This window comes from Cupriavidus sp. CP313 (genome assembly GCF_054072015.1).
In genome coordinates this window covers 283,275-304,590 of record NZ_JBSVZB010000003.1, presented here as the reverse complement: position 1 = coordinate 304,590, position 21,316 = coordinate 283,275, and the positions used below count along the sequence as shown (strand labels likewise).

General features: G+C 66.6%; 14 protein-coding genes. 5 read left to right on the top strand and 9 right to left on the bottom strand.

Annotated elements, in window-relative coordinates:
- Positions 1–5: 5 nt before the first annotated feature.
- From ACW4E8_RS05820 to ACW4E8_RS05795, 6 genes are all read right to left on the bottom strand, one after another.
- Complete coding sequence (locus ACW4E8_RS05820; RefSeq protein ID WP_456803644.1) at positions 6–1,712, bottom strand: cbb3-type cytochrome c oxidase subunit II; 1,707 nt, start codon at positions 1,710–1,712, stop codon at positions 6–8.
- Entirely contained in the window at positions 1,709–3,139 is a 1,431-nt protein-coding gene (locus ACW4E8_RS05815) for a cbb3-type cytochrome c oxidase subunit I (protein WP_456803643.1), read from the bottom strand. The genes ACW4E8_RS05820 and ACW4E8_RS05815 overlap by 4 nt, the downstream gene beginning before the upstream one ends.
- 42 nt (positions 3,140–3,181) lie before the next feature.
- A complete protein-coding gene (locus tag ACW4E8_RS05810; RefSeq protein ID WP_456803642.1) occupies positions 3,182–3,640 on the bottom strand; it encodes a hypothetical protein in 459 nt (152 codons plus the stop codon).
- A 48-nt stretch (positions 3,641–3,688) separates the two neighbouring features.
- Entirely contained in the window at positions 3,689–4,816 is a 1,128-nt protein-coding gene (locus tag ACW4E8_RS05805; RefSeq protein WP_456803641.1) for a metallophosphoesterase family protein, read from the bottom strand.
- A 58-nt stretch (positions 4,817–4,874) separates the two neighbouring features.
- Positions 4,875–5,594 carry a carboxypeptidase regulatory-like domain-containing protein gene (locus ACW4E8_RS05800; RefSeq protein WP_456803640.1) on the bottom strand — a complete coding sequence of 240 codons (720 nt, stop codon included), beginning with the start codon at positions 5,592–5,594 and terminating at the stop codon, positions 4,875–4,877.
- A gap of 269 nt (positions 5,595–5,863) precedes the next feature.
- The gene (locus tag ACW4E8_RS05795) at positions 5,864–6,691 is read right to left on the bottom strand and encodes a ferritin-like domain-containing protein (RefSeq protein ID WP_456803639.1); all 828 of its coding nucleotides are present in this window, start codon (positions 6,689–6,691) and stop codon (positions 5,864–5,866) included.
- A 433-nt stretch (positions 6,692–7,124) separates the two neighbouring features.
- Here ACW4E8_RS05795 and smc point away from each other — a divergent pair, with 433 nt between their 5' ends.
- The 4 genes from smc to def are packed head-to-tail and all read left to right on the top strand — an operon-like array spanning position 7,125 to position 14,643.
- Positions 7,125–10,640 carry a chromosome segregation protein SMC gene (gene smc, locus ACW4E8_RS05790; protein WP_456803638.1) on the top strand — a complete coding sequence of 1,172 codons (3,516 nt, stop codon included), beginning with the start codon at positions 7,125–7,127 and terminating at the stop codon, positions 10,638–10,640.
- The gene (locus tag ACW4E8_RS05785; RefSeq protein WP_456803637.1) at positions 10,637–11,953 is read left to right on the top strand and encodes a cell division protein ZipA C-terminal FtsZ-binding domain-containing protein; all 1,317 of its coding nucleotides are present in this window, start codon (positions 10,637–10,639) and stop codon (positions 11,951–11,953) included. The genes smc and ACW4E8_RS05785 overlap by 4 nt, the downstream gene beginning before the upstream one ends.
- Positions 11,954–11,965: 12 nt before the next feature.
- Positions 11,966–14,095, top strand: a complete 2,130-nt coding sequence (gene ligA, locus ACW4E8_RS05780) for an NAD-dependent DNA ligase LigA (RefSeq protein ID WP_456803636.1) — start codon at positions 11,966–11,968, stop codon at positions 14,093–14,095.
- Positions 14,096–14,109: 14 nt separating this feature from the next.
- Positions 14,110–14,643 carry a peptide deformylase gene (def, locus tag ACW4E8_RS05775; protein WP_456803635.1) on the top strand — a complete coding sequence of 178 codons (534 nt, stop codon included), beginning with the start codon at positions 14,110–14,112 and terminating at the stop codon, positions 14,641–14,643.
- Between the two features lie 88 nt (positions 14,644–14,731).
- Here def and ACW4E8_RS05770 read toward each other — a convergent pair whose 3' ends face one another.
- From ACW4E8_RS05770 to map, 3 genes are all read right to left on the bottom strand, one after another.
- Positions 14,732–16,579, bottom strand: coding sequence for a pseudouridine synthase (locus ACW4E8_RS05770; protein WP_456803634.1), 1,848 nt, complete (start codon positions 16,577–16,579; stop codon positions 14,732–14,734).
- Positions 16,580–16,601: 22 nt separating this feature from the next.
- Entirely contained in the window at positions 16,602–19,184 is a 2,583-nt protein-coding gene (locus tag ACW4E8_RS05765) for a [protein-PII] uridylyltransferase (RefSeq protein WP_456803633.1), read from the bottom strand.
- Between the two features lie 87 nt (positions 19,185–19,271).
- Complete coding sequence (gene map / locus ACW4E8_RS05760; RefSeq protein ID WP_456803632.1) at positions 19,272–20,090, bottom strand: type I methionyl aminopeptidase; 819 nt, start codon at positions 20,088–20,090, stop codon at positions 19,272–19,274.
- A gap of 336 nt (positions 20,091–20,426) precedes the next feature.
- On the opposite strand from map, the gene rpsB reads away from it, so the two are divergent.
- The gene (gene rpsB, locus ACW4E8_RS05755) at positions 20,427–21,173 is read left to right on the top strand and encodes a 30S ribosomal protein S2 (protein ID WP_013956961.1); all 747 of its coding nucleotides are present in this window, start codon (positions 20,427–20,429) and stop codon (positions 21,171–21,173) included.
- Positions 21,174–21,316: the final 143 nt, after the last annotated feature.

Below are 21,316 nucleotides of genomic sequence, written 5' to 3'. Positions count from 1 at the left end.
TCTGGCTAGCGCTCGTCGGCAAAGGCAAAACCGTGCCGCCTGGCCCATGCCTCGCCGGCATAGGTGCTTGGCTTGCCGGGCTGGTCGGCCTCTGCGGGGCGATAGGCCTGCCGCGATTCCTCAGCGCGCAGGCCGGGGTCGTTCAGCGCGGCTTTCTGCCCGGGCGGAATCGGCAGCGGCTGGCCGGTCAGCGGATCGGTGTAGGCCGACAGGGACAGGACGAAGTAGGCCAGCGCCCAGCGGTCGTCCTCGGATACCGTGTCGCTGAACGACGGCATCGGCGTGCCGGACAGCCCCGTGCTCATGGTGCGGAAGATGTCCTTCACCGATGCCCCGGACTTGAACTGCCCGGTGGTCAGGTTGGCCGGCGGGATCGGAAAACCGAAATCGTCCTTGAGTCCGGCTGCCTTCTCGCCGTCACCCTTGCCGCTGCGCCCGTGGCACTCCCAGCATTTGGCGCGGTCCCAGGCCTGCTTGCCGCGCTGGATGAGTTCCGCCGAGGGCTTGGGCGGCACGCCGATGAAGATCGGTGCGAGCGGTGGTTCTTCGAGGAAATAGTAGTAAGGCTTGTCCGGTTTGCTGCGGTCGGCCGCAAGCTCGTACTTGATGTACTGGATCACCGCCAGCCGGTCTTTTTCCGGCAGTTCGTGCCAGCTCGGCATCGCCGTGCCGCGCACGCCGCGCGTGATGGTGCGCAGCAGGTCGCCGTCATCCGGCATGGAGCCCGACGGCGTGAGCCGGAACTTGAATACGCCCAGCGTGAAGTTGCGTGGGCGGTCCTTCTGCATGAACGCGGCGGCCGGCCCGTTGCCGTCGCCCTTGACGCCATGGCAGCCAAGGCAGCGCCGCTCATACACGTTCTTGCCGTGCGCGATCCATTCCTCCGAACGCGGGACGCTCGTCTGCGAGGCCTCCATCTGCTGCGGTTCGAAGCGGTCGCGCCACTTGCCGCGGTTGGTGCCGAGCTTCTGCAGGTAGGCCACCAGTGCGCGCAGGTCTTCCGTGTCGGCGATCAGGATCACGGTCTCGCCGTCGAATTCCTTGTTGGGGGTCAGGATCACGGGGTACTTCCCGCGCTCCGGGACGTAGAGCAGGCCGGCCTGGTTGGGCGTCAGCGTGATGGTCTGGCTGCTGCCGAAGTCGAACAGCTGCCGGGTCTCAGGCGTGTTCTCGATGGTGCGGCGGCCCTGCTGGTCGGTCACCAGCCTTGCGGTGTGCGGCTCGGAAAACAGCGCGGAGAAGCGCGGCATGATCGAGTCGGGCGACAACATGCGCGGATCCCAGAAATGCGCCAGGTGCCAGGCATCGCTGTACTTCAGGCCGACGCGCGAGAGATCCGGGCCGATGCGCCGCGTCGAGAACAGGTGCGGCAGGTCGAAGGCATACTCGCCGGCCTGGGCGACCGGGCCCCAGCGCCGGGTCTCGCCGGTGACCGGGCGCACGAACTGCGAGTGGCAGTACCAGCAGCCTTCGCGCGTATAGACTTCGCGGCCCCGCAGCTGCAGCGGCGTGTAGTCAGTGGCACGCGCTTCCATCCACTTGAGTTCGCCCAGGTCTGTGCGCACCACCTGGGTGACCTTGTCGGTGCGCGATTGCGGCTCCAGCATCGGCAGCACGCCCTGCACGAAGGCGGCCAGCGAGATGCAGCCGAACCCCGCGATCAGTGCATAGAAACGCAGGCCGTAGCGGCCATCGGGGCGGCGCGGGGTCACGTGGATGCTCCGCGCACGGCGCCCGTGGCGCCTGGTGCCGTGGCGGGCTCGGCCGACAGCACGGTGCGCATCAGGTTGTAGACCAGCAGCGACATGCCGACGTCCATCGAGATGCCGGCCGTCGTGCGTACCAGCCAGTAGGGCCGGATGGCCACCAGCGAGTCCACCCATTCCACGCCCGCCATCAGCATGTAGCCCTGCTGCAGGCCGGCCATGGTCAGGTCCAGCCCCATCAGGCTGATGCCGAAGGTGATCAGCCAGAACGACCAGTTGCCGAGCCGCGGCGACCACAGTGGCCGCGCCACCAGCCTGGGTATCACATAGACCGTGCCGCCGATGGCCCACACCACGAAGGTGCCGAAGACCGTCAGGTGCGAATGCGAGATGACGAAGTCGCTGAAGTGCGTCGGCTGCTGGATCGAGCGCAGGGCTTCGGTCGAGCCCTGGAAGCACCCCACCAGGTACATCAGCGAGCCCATGATCAGGAACTTGGCGGTCAGGTTCTGGGTGAACGTATGCCAGCGGCCCATCATGGTGCCGAAGAAATTCTGCAATACCGTCCAGACCGGCACGATCAGCAGCATCGAGGTGATGATCGCCAGCGTCTCGGCCCAGTCGGCGATGGGGCTGTACAGGTAGTGGTGAATGCCGACGAATGGGTAGAAGAGCGCCAGCGACCAGAAGCCCACCAGCGACAGTTTGTGGCTGTAGACCGGGTTCTGTACGCTTGCCGGCAGGAAGTAGTAGATCAGCACGTAGCCGGCAGGCGTGATCCACAGCCCCACGATGTAGTGGATGAACAGGCCGTGGAAGGCGGCGCTGTTGATGCCGGTGATGGTGTAGGGCAGGATAAAGCTGCCCAGCACCAGGTTCATCACGGTCCAGACAAAGGCGCCGATCAGGTACCACACCGCCACGTAGAGCTGCGGCTCGCGCCGGTGCGCGATCGTCATCAGGAACTGCACGGTGGTGACCGTCACCACGAAGAAGATGACGGCGTCGATCGCAATTGGGAATTCGCCGGCTTCCAGGCCCTGGTTGTAGCCAAGCATCAGCGAGGCCATGCCGGCGACCAGGCCCAGGTTCCACACCCACACCAGCCAGTGTCCCCACTGGCCTTTCCAGACCGGCACGCCGCACAGGCGCGGCAGCAAGTAGTGGCACAGGCCGATGAACAGCGTGGAGAAGGCGCCGAAGATCACCCCGTTGACATGCATCGGCCGCAAGCGGCCGAAGGTCAGGTACTGCGAGGTCCCCAGATAGTCGGGGTAGTTGAACAGGCTGGAGATGGTTACGCCGATGCTGGGCGTAAACATCAGCCAGAACAGCCCCCAGTACAGCCACTTGAGGACAAGCCCGCGGTCGACCAGCGCGTCCAGATCGGGAAACGGGTCCGACGCGTCTGCTACGCCGCGGGTCTCGGCCATACTGCCGTCCTCCCTTCTTGTTGTTGTCGCCTGCGCCGCGGTTCAGTGCCGGCCGGGGTCAAGCTTGGAGTTGCGGTTCGAATAGTAGGTGTAAGCCTCCAGTGCCTTCATCGCCGGCCCGTTCGGGTCGATCTTCTCGCCCTCGTTCGGCTTCTCGATGCACCAGTTGATCATGTCGCGCAGCGTGGCGAACTCATTCATCTGCTCCTGGAACTTGGGGAACTCATGCGGGTGGGTGTCGGACGCATACGGGTGGCACATGGCGCAGGCCACACCGGTATTCGAGAGCTTGACGTTCATCTGCTTCTGCGCATCGGGATCGCCGTGGAACAGCTGGTCGCCGAGCTTCACCTGTTCCATGAAAACGTCTTCAAACGCTTTCAACTGGTCCGCCGTGTGAGGTTCCTTGTGTGCCATCGGCTGGTTGCTGTCGTAGCCGAGCAGCAGCAACACGGCCAGGCCCGCCGTCAGGGCCCGGGCATGCCATTTGTCTTTTTTCATCATGTCCTCCTCACGCATTGCTGCGCCGGATGAGGGGTGCTGGCCGGCCTAGATCCGGTCGGCGACGCGCGGGCTGAGGATCTGGTTGCGGTTGTCCTCAGTGCCGGAATCCGCCGGCTGATCGGCGAAGACCGTCTTGCGCCACATCTTGTACTCGTTCTCCACTCGTCCTTGCGGGGTCATGGTCAGCGTGCTCCAGCCCACGCCGTCGAAGTGATCGCCCGGATCGGCGCGAATCATCGGCTTGGTCAGCAGCGGCACGCCTTCCGGCGCATAGGGCCATGGCCAGGATGTGGCCAGCATGCCGATCGAGCGCACCTTGCCGATCTCGTTGTAGAGCACCTGGTGCGTATGGCCGTGGACGTTGGTGACGTTGGCGTAGGGCCTGAGGATTTCATGCGCCTCGCGCCAGTCGCGGATCCAGAAGTTCCACGGCGGGTAGTACTCGTACAGCGGCGTATGGGTGAACAGGATGACCGGGCTGCTCTTCGGCCAGTTCGACAGCGTGCTGTTGAGCCATCGCAATTGCTTTTCGCCGATCACCGACCAGGCGCCGCCCAGCGTGCCGTCGAGCGTGGCCATATGTCCCATGCGCTCTTTCGGCGTCATCTTGCGTGCGGTCCAGAAGTCCGGTGCGCCGGTGACCGTGTTCAGGCCGATCACGCGCACGCCTTTGTGGTCGAAGGTCCAGGGCGTGTTGCCGAAGGTCTTGTTCCAGGTCGACCCCATGTCGAGGTACCAGTCGTGTTCGCCCGGGATGAAGACCTTGCGGATCTTCACTTCCTTCAGCAGTTCGGCGCCAAGTTGCAGTTCGACGGGGTCGCCCAGCTGCGCCAGGTCGCCGCCGAAGATCATGAAGTCGGCTGGCGGGTTCATCGCCTGCACTTCCTTGAAGGCGCGAACCGTCTTGTCCACGAAGCGGGCGTTGAGTTCCCTGGGGTAGAGGTGCGTGTCGGAGACCCAGGCGAAGCGGAAGCTCTGGCCGGTCTGCCCATAGGCCACGTCGAGGGTGTTGAGGAGCGGGAAGAAGCCGCATGCGGCGGCGCCCGCAACGCCTTTGAGCAGCGCCTGGTGCAGGAAGGTGCGGCGCGTCCATACGGCTGCGCCTTCGGGGCGATCGCCCGGGCCGGTCAGGGTCCGGTGCAGCTCGCGTCGTTCGAGTTCAAATGAGTTCATCTGGCGGTCCTCCGCCCCCGGGGGGTGTGATGAAAGTGCAGCGGCGAAACTGAACGTTCTATTTCTTCTTGAGTTCGATCGAGAGTTTCGCGGTCTGGCCGCCGCTTACCGTGACTGGCGTCTCGGTGTCGCCGGTGTAGTACTGCGTGGCAACCAGTGTGTAATTTCCGGGTGGAATGTCATCGATGCGGAAGCTGCCGTCGTCGCCGGTCAGCGCGTAGTACGGGCTGTCGGCGACATAGATGTGGGCAAGCATCCAGCCGTGCGCGTCGCACTCGACCCGGACCAGTCCGGGCCGCGGCAGTTCGCGCGTGATCTTGACCCCTTTCTCCGGCAGCGCCAGGTTGAACGCCGTGCGCTGCCCGTAGAAACCGTGGGTGTTGTGCAGTATCGGATCGGAGCTGGTGACTTCAAGCTTGCCGGGACGGATCACCTGTATGGCGGGCTTGAAGATGCAGTGTTCCTGGTCTAGCACGGGAACCTTGTCGGCCGCGCCCCAGGCCTTGCCTTTCGGCACTTCCTTCAGGTACACGACGGCATCCTGAACGCCCTTGCCGGCGCCCACTCGGATCTGTGGTTCATCGCGCGGGCCGCCGCAGACTTCGCGGTCCTTGGTGGGGATGATCTTGCGGATTGGGACGGTGCCCTGGAAGGTGACCTTGCCCTCGATCTTGCCGCCGCCGCTGACCGGGGCGACTTCATAGGCAAAGGCAGAAACGCTGAGCAGGCCGAGCACTGCCAGTTGCAGGCAGCAAGCCTTGCGAAGAAAGGAACACATGATGTTTCCCGCCTCCGAGCGCAGTGCGCCGCGCTCTCTCCCTTCCGTATTGCCCCGGCAGCCACATGGTGCAAATGACACCACGAACATTCAAGACGCAGCTGCTTGCTATTGGTTTTCGCTGAAGCATAGTACGCACGCTGCTCAATGCAAAGCGCAACTGACATTTGGTGCACGAGCACATGATGCCGCGGACGCAGCCAGCCGGCATCCGGTCGACGATGTGTACTACCGTGCCTGCGCTGGGCTCGTGACTGCGGGGCGACCGGTCAGTGCAGCATCACCCGCGATACCACCGCCACCAGCGGCTTGCGCACCGCCCGCTCCACGCCGCGGTGCAGGTGTAGCGGGCGCAGCAGCATCTTCACTGTCATTTCGATCGGCAGGTTCTTGCGGATCACGGCGCTGACGCGGGAGTTCAGCGCCCTCACTTCCTGGTCGGGGATCTCTTCGACGCCGCGTTCCATGCGCAGCACATTGCGCAGGGCGATGGCGGCATCCTCGTTCTTGATCTCCAGCAGCCGGCGCGCCAGGGCGCCGAACACACGCAGCTTGCCCAGCCGCTCGGCTTCCACGAAGCGGTTGAAGAACTGATAAAAGTGCTTGTAGTGCCGCACCTCGTCGTTGGAGATGCGCCGCGTCAGGTCGCGCAGCACCGGTTCGTCGCTGGCCTGTTCCAGCGCGCGGTAATAGGCGGCGGTGCCGGTTTCCACCACGCAGCGGGCCGCCATTTCCAAAGCCTCGGTTGGCTCGAAGTGGTCGATCGAGCAGGTCTTGCTGTACTCGTCGAAGAAGCGCGCATAGCCGCGCTCCCAGTCGAATTCCGGCCAGACATGCTCGACATAGCGCCGCAGCGCCAGCCCGTGCTGCAGTTCCTCGGCTTCCCAGTGCTCGGCAAGCCAGTCGGCCGCGTCGGGCACACGGGCGTAATAGGTGGCAAGGTTGCCTGCATAGGTGTCGGATCCGCTCTCGATGAACGAGGCTGACACCAGCAGGTAGAAGAGGTCGCGGTCGCCGCGTATGCGTTCCACGTCGATCGCCTGGTAGTTGATGTCGCTGACAGACCACGGCCGGGCGGCCGCTGACGGTTCACTCATGCTCTGTCCTCCTGATTCGCCAAAGGCTGCGAGGGGCGCGTTCATGGGTGCGCGACCCGGAGGGCATCCGAGGTCACGCCGACAGATCAGAGACTAGCATTTACCCTAGTTAGTTTCCCGACGATTGGCCGGCAACGATGGCTGACAGCGCCCGCGGCGCCTGCCAAAGTGCTTGCGGAAACGCTTGTAAGGGGCGGAATAGCAAGGGAAATCGGCCATGGGATATGACGCCGGGGCGACTGCCAAACGGGCCGGCGAAGGCATCTGCGATGGTATGATTAGCCCCAATTCTCGGGCCCGAGGGGTATTTTGAGGTGCTGGCGTCACGCCGCGCCGGCTCCCGCGCAGCCCGGCTTTCTGAACAGTGCAATAGCCCCGATACCAGGCCGACCCCGGTTCCCATACCGGAGTGGCCGATACCACACGAGAAACCGTGCGACTATCCTCGATCAAGCTGGCGGGCTTCAAGTCATTTGTCGATCCCACCAATTTTCAAGTGCCCGGCCAACTGGTCGGCATCGTAGGTCCCAACGGCTGCGGCAAATCGAACATCATCGATGCGGTGCGCTGGGTGCTGGGTGAGTCACGTGCGTCAGAGCTGCGTGGCGAATCCATGCAGGACGTCATCTTCAACGGCTCCACCGCTCGCAAGCAGGCCGGCCGGGCGAGTGTCGAACTGGTGTTCGACAATGCCGAGGGCCGCGCTGCCGGCCAGTGGAGCCAGTACGCCGAAGTCGCGGTCAAGCGCGTGCTGACCCGCGACGGCACCTCGTCCTACTACATCAACAACCAGCCGGTGCGCCGGCGCGACATCCAGGACATCTTCCTGGGCACGGGCCTGGGCCCGCGCGCCTACGCCATCATCGGGCAGGGCATGATCTCGCGCATCATCGAGGCCAAGCCCGATGACATGCGCATCTTCCTGGAAGAGGCCGCGGGCGTGTCCAAGTACAAGGAACGCCGCCGCGAGACCGAAAACCGCCTGTCCGACACGCGCGAGAACCTGACCCGCGTTGAAGACATCCTGCGCGAACTCGGCAGCAACCTCGAAAAACTGGAAGGCCAGGCCGAGGTGGCGCAGCGCTTCAAGACGCTGCACGCAGATGGCGAAGAGAAGCAGCACCTGCTGTGGCTGCTGCGCAAGCGCGAGGCCCAGCAAGAGCAGGAACGCCACCAGCGCGCCATCGAGCAGGCCCAGATCGACCTGGAAGCGCAGACCGCGCAGCTTCGCCATGTCGAAGCCGAGCTCGAAACCATGCGCGCCGCGCACTACGCGGCGTCCGATGGCATGCACGCCGCGCAGGGCGCGCTGTATGAGGCCAATGCCGAAGTCAGCAAGCTGGAAGCCGAGATCCGCTACGTGGTGGAATCGCGCAACCGCGTGCAGGCCCAGATCGCCGCGCTGACCGGGCAGCGTGAGCAGTGGCAGGGCAAGGCCGAACAGGCCACCGACGAGCTGGCGCAGGCCGAAGAGAACCTGGCCGTGGCCGAAGGCCGCACGGTCGAGGCGCAGGAAGCCGTCGCCCACAAGAGCGACGAACTGCCGACGCTGGAAGCGCAATGGCGCGACGCGCAGCAACTGCTCAACGAGCAGCGCGCCGGCATCATGCAAGCTGAGCAGGCCCTGAAGCTCGAAGCCGCGCAGCAGCGCAGCGCCGACCAGATGCTGCAGCAACTGGAACAGCGCCGCGAACGCCTGTCGGCGGAAGAGAAGGGCCTGGACCGTCCCGACGAAACCCGCCTGGAGCAGGCCCGCGCCGAGCTGGCCGAGCAGGAAGCGCTGGTCGAGGAAGCCCAGGCCGTGCTGGCCGACGCCGAAGAGAGCGTGCCGCGCCTGGATGAAGCGCGCCGCGCCGCGCAGGCGCGCGTGCACAGCGAAGCCTCCGCCATCGCCACGCTGGAAGCGCGCCTTTCCGCGCTGCGCCAGCTGCAGGAGAACGTGCAGACCGACGGCAAGGTGCAGCCGTGGCTGGCCAAGCATGAGCTGGCCGAGCTGCCGCGCCTGTGGAAGAAGGTCCATATCGAGCCGGGCTGGGAAAACGCGCTCGAATCCGTGCTGCGCGAGAAGCTGGCCGCGCTGGAAGTGTCGAACCTGGACTGGGTCAAGGCCTTCCTGTCCGACGCGCCGCCGGCCAAGCTGGCGTTCTACTCGCCGCCGGCCGCGGCCCGTCCGCTGGAAACGCCTGCCGGCCTGCGCCCGCTGATGTCGCTGGTGCAGATCACCGAGCCGGGCATCCGCGCCGTGATGCAGGACTGGCTGGCCGATATCTACGTCGCCACCGACATGGCGCAGGCGCTGGCCGCGCGCAACACGCTGCCGGACGGCGCGTCGTTTGTCGTGGCCGAGGGCCATGTGGTGGGCCGCAACGCCATCCAGATCTACGCCGCTGATTCCGAGCAGGCCGGCATGCTGGCGCGCGAGCAGGAAATCGAAAACCTGCAGAAGCAGGCGCGCGCGCAGCTGCTGCTGTCTGACGAAGCCAAAACCCAGGCGGTGCGTGCCGAAGCGGCCTACACCCAGGCCAGCCAGGGGCTGGGCGATGCCCGCGCGCGCGCCGAGCAGGCTACCCGCCGCGTGCACGCGTTGCAGATGGATGTGCTCAAGCTGTCGCAGGCGATGGAGCGCTATTCCGCCCGCAGCGGCCAGATCCGCGAGGAACTGGACGAGATCCACGCACAGATCGAAGAACAGCGCGCCATCCGCGCTGAATCCGAGGCCAGCTTCGAGCAGCACGACGCTGCGCTGGCAGAGATGCAGGCCACGCATGAAGACCAGCAGATGGCCTTCGAGGCGCTGGACAGCAAGCTGTCCGGCGCGCGCCACCAGCTGCGCGACTTCGAGCGCGCCGCACAGGAAGCGCTCTTTGCCGAGCGCAACCTGGCCAGCCGCATCGACGAGCTGCGCCGCAATATCCAGGTGGCGGCAGACCAGGCCGAACGTATCGCCGAGTCGCTGGAAAACGCCCGCGCCGAGCTGGAAACCATCAACGAGCAGACCGCGCACACCGGGCTGCAGGAAGCGCTGGAGCGGCGCGCCGAAAAGGAAGAGAAGCTCACCATCGCGCGCACCGAACTCGATGCACTGTCGGCACAGCTGCGCCAGCACGACGAGCAGCGCCTGGCCGCCGAGCGCAGCCTGCAGCCGCTGCGCGACCGCATCACTGAACTGCAGCTCAAGGAACAGGCCACGCGCCTGAACCAGGAGCAGTTCAGCGAGCAGCTGACCACGGCCGAGGTGGACGAGGCCGCGCTGGCCGACAAGCTGACCGGCGACCTGAAGCCGTCGTACCTGCAGGGCGAAGTCACGCGCCTCAACAACGCCATCAACGCGCTCGGCCCGGTCAATATGGCCGCGCTCGACGAGCTGGCGGCGGCGCGCGAGCGCAAGACCTTCCTCGATGCGCAGTCGGCCGACCTGAACGACGCCATCAACACGCTGGAAGACGCGATCGCCAAGATCGACCAGGAAACCCGCGCGCTGCTGCAGGGCACCTTCGACCAGGTCAACCATCATTTCGGCGAGCTGTTCCCGTCGCTGTTCGGCGGCGGCCAGGCGCGACTGATCATGACCGGCGAGGAGATCCTCGACGCCGGCGTGCAGGTGATGGCGCAGCCCCCGGGCAAGAAGAACTCGACCATCCACCTGCTGTCGGGCGGCGAGAAGGCGCTGACCGCAATTGCGCTGGTGTTTGCCATGTTCCAGCTCAACCCGGCGCCGTTCTGCCTGCTGGACGAGGTCGACGCGCCGCTGGACGACGCCAACACCGAGCGCTACGCCAATATGGTGGCGCGCATGTCGAACAAGACCCAATTCGTTTTCATCTCACATAACAAGATTGCCATGGAAATGGCTCATCAACTCATTGGCGTGACCATGCAGGAGCAGGGCGTTTCGCGTATCGTGGCCGTGGATATGGACGCGGCGGTTTCGATGGCGGAGGCAGCATGAAACTGAACATGGACCTGCAGACCGCGCTGATCGTCGCGGGCCTGGTTTTCGTGGTACTGGTGTTTGGCTACAACCAGTGGCAGATCCGCAAGGCGCGCCGCCCGCGCGAGCTCAGCCCCGAAGACGACCTGCCGCCGATGCGCGAGCCGGTGGTCGGGCAGGGCACCGCGCCGGAAACCGCCGCGCGCCTGCACGAAGCCGCTGCCGAGCAGGCACCGCGGCGTGAGCCGACGCTATCCCCGGCGCCGGCCACGGCCAGTGCCGCGGTGGTGACGGACAACAACCACGCGGCTGCGGCCGCAGCCGCCGCCGCAAGCACCGCGGACGCCGACGAAGTCGTCGCCGAGGAAGTGGCCGTGGCGGCCACCGCGACGCATGCCGAGGACGAGGCCGAAGCCGAGGCCACTCCGGCCCCGGTTCCCGCGCCGGCTCCGGCCCCGGCCCCGGCTCCGGTGGCCGCCGTGCCCGATGGCCAGCCTACGCCAGCCTTGATCGATCCGCTGATCGACTGCATCGTGCCCCTGCACCTGGAGCGCAAGGCCTCCGGTGACCGCATCCTGCCGCTGACCGGCCGGCTGCGCCGCGCCGGCACCAAGCAGGTCCATATCGAGGGCCTGCGCACCGAAGCCAATGCCTGGGAGCCGGTCACCGCCGGCCACCAGTACGAAGACCTGCAGGTCGGCGTGCAGCTGGCCAACCGCGGCGGCCCGCTCAACGCGCTGGAATTCTCGGAATTCATCACCGCGGTGGAGTCGCTGGCCGAGTCGCTCGATGCCTCGGCCGACCTGCCGGACATGAGCGAGACCGTCGCCAATGCGCGCGAGCTGGATGGCTTTGCCGCCGGCTGCGACGTGCAGCTGGGCGTCAATGTGATCTCGGATGGCGCGCCGTGGTCGGCGGCGTACGTGCAGAACGTGGCCACGCAGGACGGGCTGGTGCTGTCGCGCGACGGCACCCGCTTTATCCGCTACCAGGCCAACGCCGAGGGCGTGCAGCGTCCGCTGTTCACGCTGCAGTTCGGCGACACCAACTTCCTGCGCGACGACCTGACCGTCAAGGCCGGCCGCCAGATCACGCTGCTGCTCGACGTGCCGGTGGCCGACCAGGCCGCCAAGCCGTTCAGGACCGTGTGCGAGTACGGCCACACGCTGGCCCAGCGCATGGGCGCGCAGCTGGTCGACGACAATATGCGGCCGCTGACCGAGGCCTCGTTCGTCGCGATCTTCAGCCAGCTTGAAACGCTGTACAACAAGCTGGAAGCGCGCGGCATGCCGGCCGGGTCGTTGGTGGCGCTGCGCCTGTTCAGCATCTAGCCGGAGCCTGTCATGACCGCAACACACCGCGGCGCGCAGGCAGATGCCTCCGCGCCCGCCGGCGCCTTGCCGCCCGAAGCTGCCGCCAAGCGCGTGGCCTGGCTGCGCGACGAGCTGGATCGCCATAACTACCAGTACTACGTGCTGGACGCGCCCACCATTCCCGACGCCGAGTACGACGCGCTGTTCAGCGAGCTGCAGGCGCTGGAGCTTGAGCATCCCGAACTGCAGACACCGGACTCGCCCACCCAGCGCGTGGGCGGCGAGCCGTTGTCGGCCTTCGACTCGGTGCGCCACCGCGTGCCGATGCTGTCGCTCAACAACGGTTTCGCGGATGAAGACGTGCTGAACTTCGACCGCCGCTGCGCGCAGGGCCTGGGCCGCACCGCGCCCGCCGCCGGCGAGCAGGACCTGTTCGGCGCTGCCGACGCGGTCGAGTACGCCTGCGAGCTGAAATTCGACGGCCTGGCCATGTCGCTGCGCTATGAGGATGGCCGCCTGGTGCAGGCCGCCACCCGCGGCGACGGCGAGACCGGCGAGGACGTCACCGTCAACGTGCGCACCATCAAGGCGATCCCGCTGAAGCTGCACGGCCAGGCGCCCGCGGTGCTGGAAGTGCGCGGCGAGGTGTTCATGTTCCGCCGCGACTTCGACAAGCTCAACGAGCGCCAGGCCGAGGCCGGCGAGAAGACCTTCGTCAACCCGCGCAACGCCGCCGCGGGCAGCCTGCGCCAGCTCGATCCGCGCATCACCGCCAAGCGGCCGTTGTCGTTCTTCGCCTACGGCCTGGGCGAGCTGCAGGGCGTGGACCGTCCGCCCACCCACAGTGCCATGCTCGACGGCTTTGCCGCGCTGGGCCTGCCGGTGTGCAAGGACCGCGCGGTGGTGAAAGGCGCGCAGGGCCTGCTGGATTTCTACCGCGATATCGGCCAGCGCCGCGACGCGCTGCCGTATGACATCGACGGTGTGGTCTACAAGGTCAACGCACTGGCCGAGCAGGAGCGCCTGGGCTTTGTCTCGCGCGCGCCGCGCTTTGCGCTGGCGCACAAGTTCCCGGCGCAGGAAATGACCACCATCGTCGAAGACATCGAAGTGCAGGTCGGCCGCACCGGCGCGATCACTCCGGTGGCGCGGCTCAAGCCCGTCTTCGTCGGCGGCGTGACCGTGACCAATGCCACGCTGCACAACGAGGACGAGATCCGCCGCAAGGACGTGCATATCGGCGACACCGTGATCGTGCGCCGCGCCGGCGACGTGATCCCGGAAGTGGTCGGCGTGGTGACCGAGCGCCGCCCCGCCGACGCGCGCGCCTTCGTGATGCCGACCGCCTGCCCGGTGTGCGGCTCGCATATCGAGAAGCTCGAGGACGAAGCCATCGCCCGCTGCACCGGCGGTCTGATCTGCGCCGCGCAGCGCAAGCAGTCGCTGCTGCATTTCGCGCAGCGGCGCGCCATGGATATCGAAGGCCTGGGCGACAAGCTGGTCGAGCAGCTGGTCGACCAGGGCATCGTGCGCACGCCGGCAGATCTGTTCAAGCTGGGCGTGGCCAAGCTGGCCGCGCTGGAGCGCATGGCCGACAAGTCGGCGGCCAACCTGGTGGCGGCGATCGACACGTCGCGCGAGACCACCATGAACCGCTTTATCTTCGCGCTGGGCATCCGCCATGTGGGCGAAGCCACCGCCAAGGACCTGGCCAAGCATTTCGGCAAGCTGGATGGGCTGATGGCAGCCGACGAAGCCGCGCTGCTGGAAGTGAACGACGTCGGCCCGGTGGTGGCGCAGTCGATCGCGCACTTCTTTGCCGAGCCGCACAACGTCGAGGTCATCGAACAGCTGCGCGCCGCAGGCGTACACTGGACGGAAAGCGAGCCGGTGGCCAAGGCCCCGGCGCCGCTGTCGGGCAAGACCTTCGTGCTGACCGGCACGCTGCCCACCATGTCGCGCGAGGACGCCAAGGAACTGCTGGAAGCCGCCGGCGCCAAGGTGGCGGGTTCGGTATCGAAGAAGACCGACTACGTGGTCGCGGGCGCCGAGGCAGGCAGCAAGCTCGACAAGGCCGAGGCGCTGGGCGTGCCGGTACTGGACGAGGCCGGCATGCTGGCGCTGCTGGCAGAGGCCGGCGCCGCGCCGGCACAGGAATAACCGGGGAAACAACCATGATCCGCGAGATTCTCAAGATGGGCGATCCGCGCCTGCTGCAGGTGGCGCGGCTGGTGGAGCGCTTCAATACGCCGGAGCTGCGCACGCTGATCGAAGACATGTTCGACACCATGGACCACGCCAACGGCGCTGGCCTGGCCGCGCCGCAGATCGGCGTGGACCTGCAGGTGGTGATCTTCGGCTTCGACCGCAACCCGCGCTACCCGGACGCGCCCACCGTGCCCAAGACGGTGCTGATCAACCCGGTGCTGGAAATGGAGTCCGACGAGATGGAAGACGGCTGGGAAGGCTGCCTGTCAGTCCCCGGCCTGCGCGGCGTGGTGCCGCGCCACCTGCGGATAAAATACAGCGGCCACGACCTGATGGGCAACCGCATCGAGCGCGTGGCTGAGGGCTTCCATGCGCGTGTGGTGCAGCATGAATGCGACCACCTGCAGGGCATCCTGTATCCGATGCGAATCAAGGACTTCAGGCAGTTTGGGTTTACGGAGGTGTTGTTTCCGGATTTGCCGCCGAATAGCGACGATTGACGAGCTGTGCGGCGCGGTATCGAACCCGCGCAAGGCGCAAAAAAACCGGTCCTGGGGACCGGTTTTTTTGTGTCGGCAAATTCCGGAATCAGAACTTCTCAAACTGCCCCAGGAACCGCCACTTGCCTGGCGGCAGATCCCCCAGCACCACGCGTCCCATGCGCACGCGCTTGAGGCCGACCACCTGCAGTCCAACCTGTTCGCACATACGACGGATCTGGCGCTTGCGGCCCTCGCGCAGCACGAAACGCAGCTGCTCCTCGTTCTGCCAGCTCACCTTGGCCGGCTTGAGGGGCACGCCATCCAGCGACAGCCCGTGACGCAGCAGCTCGAGATCATCGGCCGGGAATTCTGCACTGATATTGCGCTCGACCACGCCCTGCGGTGAATGCCATACCACGCGCACCAGGTATTCCTTCTCGACGGTCGAATCCTCGCCGATCAGCGCGCGTGCAACGCGGCCGTCCTGCGTCAGCACCAGCAGCCCGGTTGAGTCGATATCCAGTCGGCCGGCGGGTGCCAGGCTCTTGCGTTGCCACGGGGCAAAGCGCTTGCGCGTGGGGTCGCCTTCCCACTGGTTCTCGGGGGCGAACAGCACCGCGGCCGGCTCGTAGCCGTCTTCGGCCTGGCCTGAGACGTAGCCCACCGGCTTGTTCAGCAGCACCGTGACGCGCTCGCCTTGTTCGGAGCGCGCTTCCTGCATGATCTCGATCTCGGCGTCGGGGCGGATGCGGCTGCCCAGTTCGGTCACGGGCTTGCCGTCGACCAGCACCCAGCCGTGCGGGATCCATTCGTCGGCTTCGCGGCGCGAGCACAGGCCCAGTTCGGACATGCGCTTGGACAGGCGCACCAGGCCGTCGTCGTGGCTGGACTCGGCGCGGGCGGGCGCGGGCTTTTCCTGGCGCGCGGCCGGTGCCTGCTGGCGTGCCGGCCCGGCGGTGCGGATGCGGTCGGCGGCGTCGCTGAAGCGGCGTGCCGGAGCGGTGCCTTCACGGCGGCGCTCGCCCGACGGCGCGGGGCGCGGGCGCTGGTCGTCATCGCCATAACGGCGCGGACGCGAGTCGGCGCCTTCGAAGCGGCGGGGACGGTTCTCGTCATCGCCATAGCGGCGCGGGCGCGAGTCGGTGCCTTCGAAGCGGCGGGGGCGGTTCTCGTCATCGCCAACGCGGCGTGGACGCGATTCGGCGCCTTCGAAACGGCGGGGACGGTTGTTGTCCTCGCCAGCACGGCGCGGCGGACGCGAATCACCGCCCTCGAACCGGCGCGGACGTGCCTCGCCGCGATCGTCGCCCGTGCGGCGCGGACGGTTGTCGTCGTCGCCGAAGCGGCGCGGCGGGCGCGCTTCGCCGCCCTCGAACCGGCGCGGACGTGCCTCGCCGCGATCGTCGCCAGTACGGCGCGGGCGGTTGTCGTCGTCGCCGAAGCGGCGCGGCGGGCGCGCTTCGCCGCCCTCGAAACGGCGCGGGCGTGCCTCGCCGCGATCATCGCCAGTGCGACGCGGGCGATTGTCGTCGTCGCCGAAGCGGCGCGGCGGGCGCGACTCGCCGCCTTCGAAGCGCCGCGGGCGTGCCTCACCCCGGTCGTCGCCATAACGGCGGGGACGGCTTTCGTCATCGCCGAAGCGGCGCGGACGCGCCTCGCCACCTTCCGGGCGGCGCGGGCGTGCCTGGCGTTCGCCGTCAGCGGGACGCGGCGCGCGGGGCTTGCGCGGTTGGGCTGCGCCGGCCTGCGGTTCGCCCTGGGCCGGACGGCCGCCGGTCTTGCCGCCGGCGCGCTGCTGGGCGCGCTTGATGCCTTCGGAGACGGCTTGCACGCGCTTGCGGTTCAGGTCGGACACGCGCACGGGGCGGGTGCCGGTCTTGCGCGCGGCCGTGCCGGTGTCGCTGGCGGCCTTGATGCCTAGCGTCTTGCGCTTCGGCGAATTGCTGTCGGTCATATGTTGATGCTGCCCGCCCGCCTCAGATGGCGAGGGCGGCGAGCAAGTCCTGTTCAAGCTGAATCTGCAATCGGTTGTCGGCAGCCAGGCGGCTGCCGTCGACCAGGAACACGTCTTCGACGCGTTCGCCCAGGGTGTTGATGCGTGCCGTGTGGACGGATACGCGATGCCGTGCCAGTACGCGGGCGATGGCGTACAGCAGGCCGGTGCGGTCGTTGGCGGACAGCGACAGCAGGTAATACTGGCCGCGCTCGTCCGGGCGCAGGTCCACGCGCGGCTTGATCGGGAAGCTGCGCGATTGGCGCGACAGCCGCCCCTGCGTGGGGTCGGGCAGTGCGCCTTGCAGGCGCAGCCGCTCGCACAGTTCGTGCTCGACCAGCGCGATGATGTCGCGGTAGCTGCCGCCGTCGCCGGCCATGCCGGGGTCGGTGACCTGGAACGTGTCCAGCGCGTAGCCGTGGCGCGTGGTGTGGATCTTGGCGTCCTGGATCGAGAACGCCTTGCGCTCGAAGTAGCCGCAGATGCGCGCGAACAGGTCGGGCTGGTCCTTGACGTAGACCGCCACCTGCAGGCCTTCGCCGGCGGGGGAGACGCGTGCCTTGACCACCGGCGTGGGGCTGTCCACCTTGTTGTACAGGTGGCGCGTGAGCCAGGCGATATCGTGCGAATCGTGGCGCAGGAAGAAGGCCACGTCGAGCTGCGCCCACAGGGACTTGCCCAGCGCCGGGTCGAAGGCCTTCAGGCGCAGCTCGGAGATGGTGTCCTCCTTGCGCTGCGACCACAGCGAATGCGAATCCACGCGCGCGCCGCCCAGCACGCGCAGCGTGATGTGGTACAGGTCTTCCAGCAGCTTGCCCTTCCACGCGTTCCATACCTTGGGGCTGGTGCCGCGGATGTCGGCCACGGTCAGCAGGTAGAGCGCGGTCAGGTAGCGTTCGCTGCCGACCACGCGGGCAAAGGCGTGGATCACGTCGGGATCGGTCAGGTCCTGCTTCTGCGCCACGTGGCTCATGGTCAGGTGGTGCTCGACCAGCCAGCAGATCAGGTCGGCGTCTTCGCGCGCAATGCCGTGCTGCTTGCAGAAGCGGCGCGCATCCACGGTGCCAAGCTTTGAGTGGTCGCCGCCGCGGCCCTTGGCGATGTCGTGGAACAGCGCTGCCACCGACAGCACCCACGGCTTGTCGAAGCTGGCCATCAGCTGGCTGCAGAACGGGAACTCGTGGGTGTGCTCGACGATGGCGAAGCGGCGCATGTTGCGCACCACCATCAGGATGTGCTGGTCCACGGTGTAGACGTGGAACAGGTCGTGCTGCATCTGGCCGACGATGCGCCGGAAGTTGATCAGGTAGCGGCCCAGCACGCTGGTCTGGTTCATCAGGCGCAGCGCATGGGTGATGCCCTGCGGCTCCTGCATGATGGCCAGGAACAGGCGGCGGTTTTCCGGATCGTTGCGCCAGCCCGCGTTCATCACGGTGCGCGCGTTGTACAGCCCGCGCAGCGTGCGCGGCGACAGGCCCTTCACGCCGGGCGTGCGCTGGTACAGCAGGAAAGTTTCCAGGATCGCGTGCGGGTCGCGTTCATAGACGTCGTCGCTGGTGATCTCCAGCATGCCCTGGCGCTCGACAAAGCGCTCGTTGAGCACGCGCGTCACCTGAGACTCGCTCGGGAACAGCATCGCCTCGATGTTCAGCAGCAGCACGCTGTTGAGCTGCGTGACCGCCTTGGCCGCCCAGTAGTAGCGGCGCATCAGTTGTTCGCTGGCGCGCTTGTTGGTGGTCTGGCGATAGCCGAAGGACTCCGCCAGCGCGGTCTGCAGGTCGAATACCAGCACGTCCTGGCGCCGGCCAGCCACCAGGTGCAGGCGCGCGCGGATGGTCTTGAGCAGGCGCTCGTTGCGCGCCAGCTCCTGCGCTTCGCGCTGCGTCAGCAGGCCGCGCTCGAACAGTTCTTTCCAGCTGTCGCCCAGGCCCGCCGCCTTGGTCATCCACAGGATCACCTGCAGGTCGCGCAGGCCGCCCGGGCTTTCCTTGCAGTTGGGCTCGAGCGCGTAGGGCGTGTCCTGGTATTTGGCGTGGCGCTGGCGCATTTCCAGCAGCTTGGCCTGGAAGAACGCGGCCGGGTCCAGGTCGGCGAGGTAGCGCGTACGCATCGACTCGAACAGCTTGCGGCTGCCGGTCAGCAGCCGCGCTTCCAGTAGCGAGGTCTGGATGGTGACGTCCTGGCGCGACTCGCGGATGCAATCGTCCACGGTGCGCACCGAAGAGCCGATCTCCAGCCCAAGGTCCCAGCACAGGCCGATAAAACGCTCCAGGCGCCCGGTGGTGTCATGGTCGGGCTCGGCGGGCAGCAGCAGCAGCACGTCGACGTCGGAGTACGGCAGCAGCTCGCCGCGGCCGTAGCCGCCCACCGCCACCAGTGCCGCGCCCGCGGGCATCTCCAGGCCGCGCCAGGCTTCCACCAGCGCGGCGTCGACGGCGCGGCGCAGCCGCGTGATCAGCGTGCCGACGTTGGCGCTGGCGTTGAAGTCGGCAAACAGCGCCTGCTTGTCGGCTTTGAGCTGGTCGCGCACGCGCGCGGCAAGCAGCAGTTCCGGCGTGGTGTCCATGGAGATGGCGGGCTCGAGGAGCGGGTTGGTGGGCACGGCTGGAAAAAGAAAGGCGCCCGGTCAGGCGCCCCTGGCTTCAGTGCGGCCTCAGGCCGCGACGGAATCGGTGATAAAGGCCGGCGGTGCCGGGCTCCCGGCCGATACCGTGAGGACCTCGTAGCCGGTTTCCGTGACCAGCACGGTGTGCTCCCACTGCGCCGACAGGCTGCGGTCGCGGGTCTTGACCGTCCACTGGTCGGGCATGGTGCGGATATCGCGCTTGCCGGCGTTGATCATCGGCTCAATGGTGAAGATCATGCCGGCCTTGATCTCGGCGCCGGTGCCCGGGCGGCCGTAGTGCAGGATCTGCGGGTCTTCGTGGAAGTTCTTGCCGATGCCGTGGCCGCAGTACTCGCGCACCACGCTGTAGCCGGCGGCTTCGGCGTGTACCTGGATGGCGTGGCCGATGTCGCCCAGGCGGGCGCCGTGGCGAACCTGCGCGATACCCTTCCACATGCATTCATAGGTCACCTGCGCCAGGCGCTTGGCCAGGATCGAGCCCTCGCCGACGATGAACATGCGGCTGTTGTCGCCGTAGTAGCCTTCCTTGGTGATGACGGTGATGTCCAGGTTGATGGCATCGCCGCTCTTGAGCACCCGGTCGCCCGGAATGCCATGGCAGATCACGTCGTTGACCGAGGTGCAGATCGCGCCGGGGAAGGGCGGATAGCCGGGGGGAGCATAGTTCAGGCACGCCGACACAGTGCCTTGCACTTCACGCATGTAGGCGTGGCACAGGCGGTCGATTTCGCCGGTGGTGACACCTGGCTGGACGAAGGGCGTGATGTAGTCGAGGACCTCGGACCCAAGGCGGCAAGCGACGCGCATCTGGGCGATGTCTTCGGCGGTGTTCAGGTGAATGCTCATACTGCGTCGCCAAAAAGTGATGGCGAGGCCACTGGCCGCGCCGAAATCGAAAGGTCAATGTAGGATTATCGCACCATCGGGGCCAGATCGCAGCCCGTGTGCCGCTGTCCTGGGCTGAGTCCGCAGGGCGCCAGGGCATCGGGCGGCTTGAGCGGGCCGCACTTTTGTTGCTACAATAGCGGGCTGACTTGGTTGCGGTGCAGCATTGCGTCCGCCAGGTCGGTATTTTGCAGGAGATATTCCTGCTGTTGTTTGAAATCGCAGGCCCGCCTATCCGGGGTGTTCCTTTTCAGGAATGTCGGGGCGGGCTTCAGACCTAACCCTTTGGAGATTTACATGTCCGTTACCATGCGCGAAATGCTGGAAGCCGGTTGCCACTTTGGCCACCAGACCCGCTTCTGGAACCCGAAGATGGCCCCCTTCATCTTCGGCCATCGCAACAAGATCCACATCATCAACCTCGAAAAGACGTTGCCGATGTTCCAGGACGCAATGAAGTACGTGCGTCAGCTGGCAGCCAATCGCGGCACCATCCTTTTCGTGGGCACCAAGCGCCAGTCGCGCGAAATCCTGGCTGAAGAAGCTGGCCGTGCCGGCATGCCCTACGTCGACGCCCGCTGGCTCGGCGGCATGCTGACCAACTTCAAGACGGTCAAGATCTCGATCAAGCGCCTGAAGGACATGGAAGCCGCCAAGGAAGCCGGCGCGCTGGACACCATGAGCAAGAAGGAAGCGCTGATGTTCGAGCGCGAGATGCTGAAGCTGGAAAAGTCGATCGGCGGCATCAAGGACATGGGCGGCGTGCCTGACGCGATCTTCGTGGTCGACGTCGGCTACCACAAGATTGCCGTGACCGAAGCCAACAAGCTGGGCGTGCCGGTGATCGGCGTGGTTGATACCAACCACTCGCCGGAAGGCATCGACTACGTGATCCCGGGCAACGACGACTCGAGCAAGGCCGTGGCCCTGTACGTGCGCGGCGTGGCCGACGCGATCCTGGAAGGCCGTGCCAACGCCGTGCAGGAAGTGGTCGAGGCCGCGCGCGGTGGCGACGACGAATTCGTCGAAGTGCAGGAAGGCTGATTGCCCGCCGCCTGATTGCCGGAAAGGAAGCCGCTAGCGCGCATCGTCACCGCACGACAGACAAGCAACGCTTGCCGCCCGTCACCACGGGCTGCGCGCAAGGCGAAAGCCGGGGTACGCCGGCAGCCGGGCAAGAAGGGCAA

Excerpts from the sequence above, each read along its gene's own strand:
- ACW4E8_RS05815 (WP_456803643.1), bottom strand. The coding sequence starts at position 3,139 with ATGGCCGAGACCCGCGGCGTAGCAGACGCGTCGGACCCGTTTCCCGAT.
- ACW4E8_RS05810 (WP_456803642.1), bottom strand. The coding sequence starts at position 3,640 with ATGAAAAAAGACAAATGGCATGCCCGGGCCCTGACGGCGGGCCTGGCC.
- ACW4E8_RS05805 (WP_456803641.1), bottom strand. The coding sequence starts at position 4,816 with ATGAACTCATTTGAACTCGAACGACGCGAGCTGCACCGGACCCTGACC.
- ACW4E8_RS05800 (WP_456803640.1), bottom strand. The coding sequence starts at position 5,594 with ATGTGTTCCTTTCTTCGCAAGGCTTGCTGCCTGCAACTGGCAGTGCTC.
- ACW4E8_RS05795 (WP_456803639.1), bottom strand. The coding sequence starts at position 6,691 with ATGAGTGAACCGTCAGCGGCCGCCCGGCCGTGGTCTGTCAGCGACATC.
- ACW4E8_RS05785 (WP_456803637.1), top strand. The coding sequence starts at position 10,637 with ATGAAACTGAACATGGACCTGCAGACCGCGCTGATCGTCGCGGGCCTG.
- ligA (WP_456803636.1), top strand. The coding sequence starts at position 11,966 with ATGACCGCAACACACCGCGGCGCGCAGGCAGATGCCTCCGCGCCCGCC.
- def (WP_456803635.1), top strand. The coding sequence starts at position 14,110 with ATGATCCGCGAGATTCTCAAGATGGGCGATCCGCGCCTGCTGCAGGTG.
- ACW4E8_RS05770 (WP_456803634.1), bottom strand. The coding sequence starts at position 16,579 with ATGACCGACAGCAATTCGCCGAAGCGCAAGACGCTAGGCATCAAGGCC.
- ACW4E8_RS05765 (WP_456803633.1), bottom strand. The coding sequence starts at position 19,184 with ATGGACACCACGCCGGAACTGCTGCTTGCCGCGCGCGTGCGCGACCAG.
- map (WP_456803632.1), bottom strand. The coding sequence starts at position 20,090 with ATGAGCATTCACCTGAACACCGCCGAAGACATCGCCCAGATGCGCGTC.
- rpsB (WP_013956961.1), top strand. The coding sequence starts at position 20,427 with ATGTCCGTTACCATGCGCGAAATGCTGGAAGCCGGTTGCCACTTTGGC.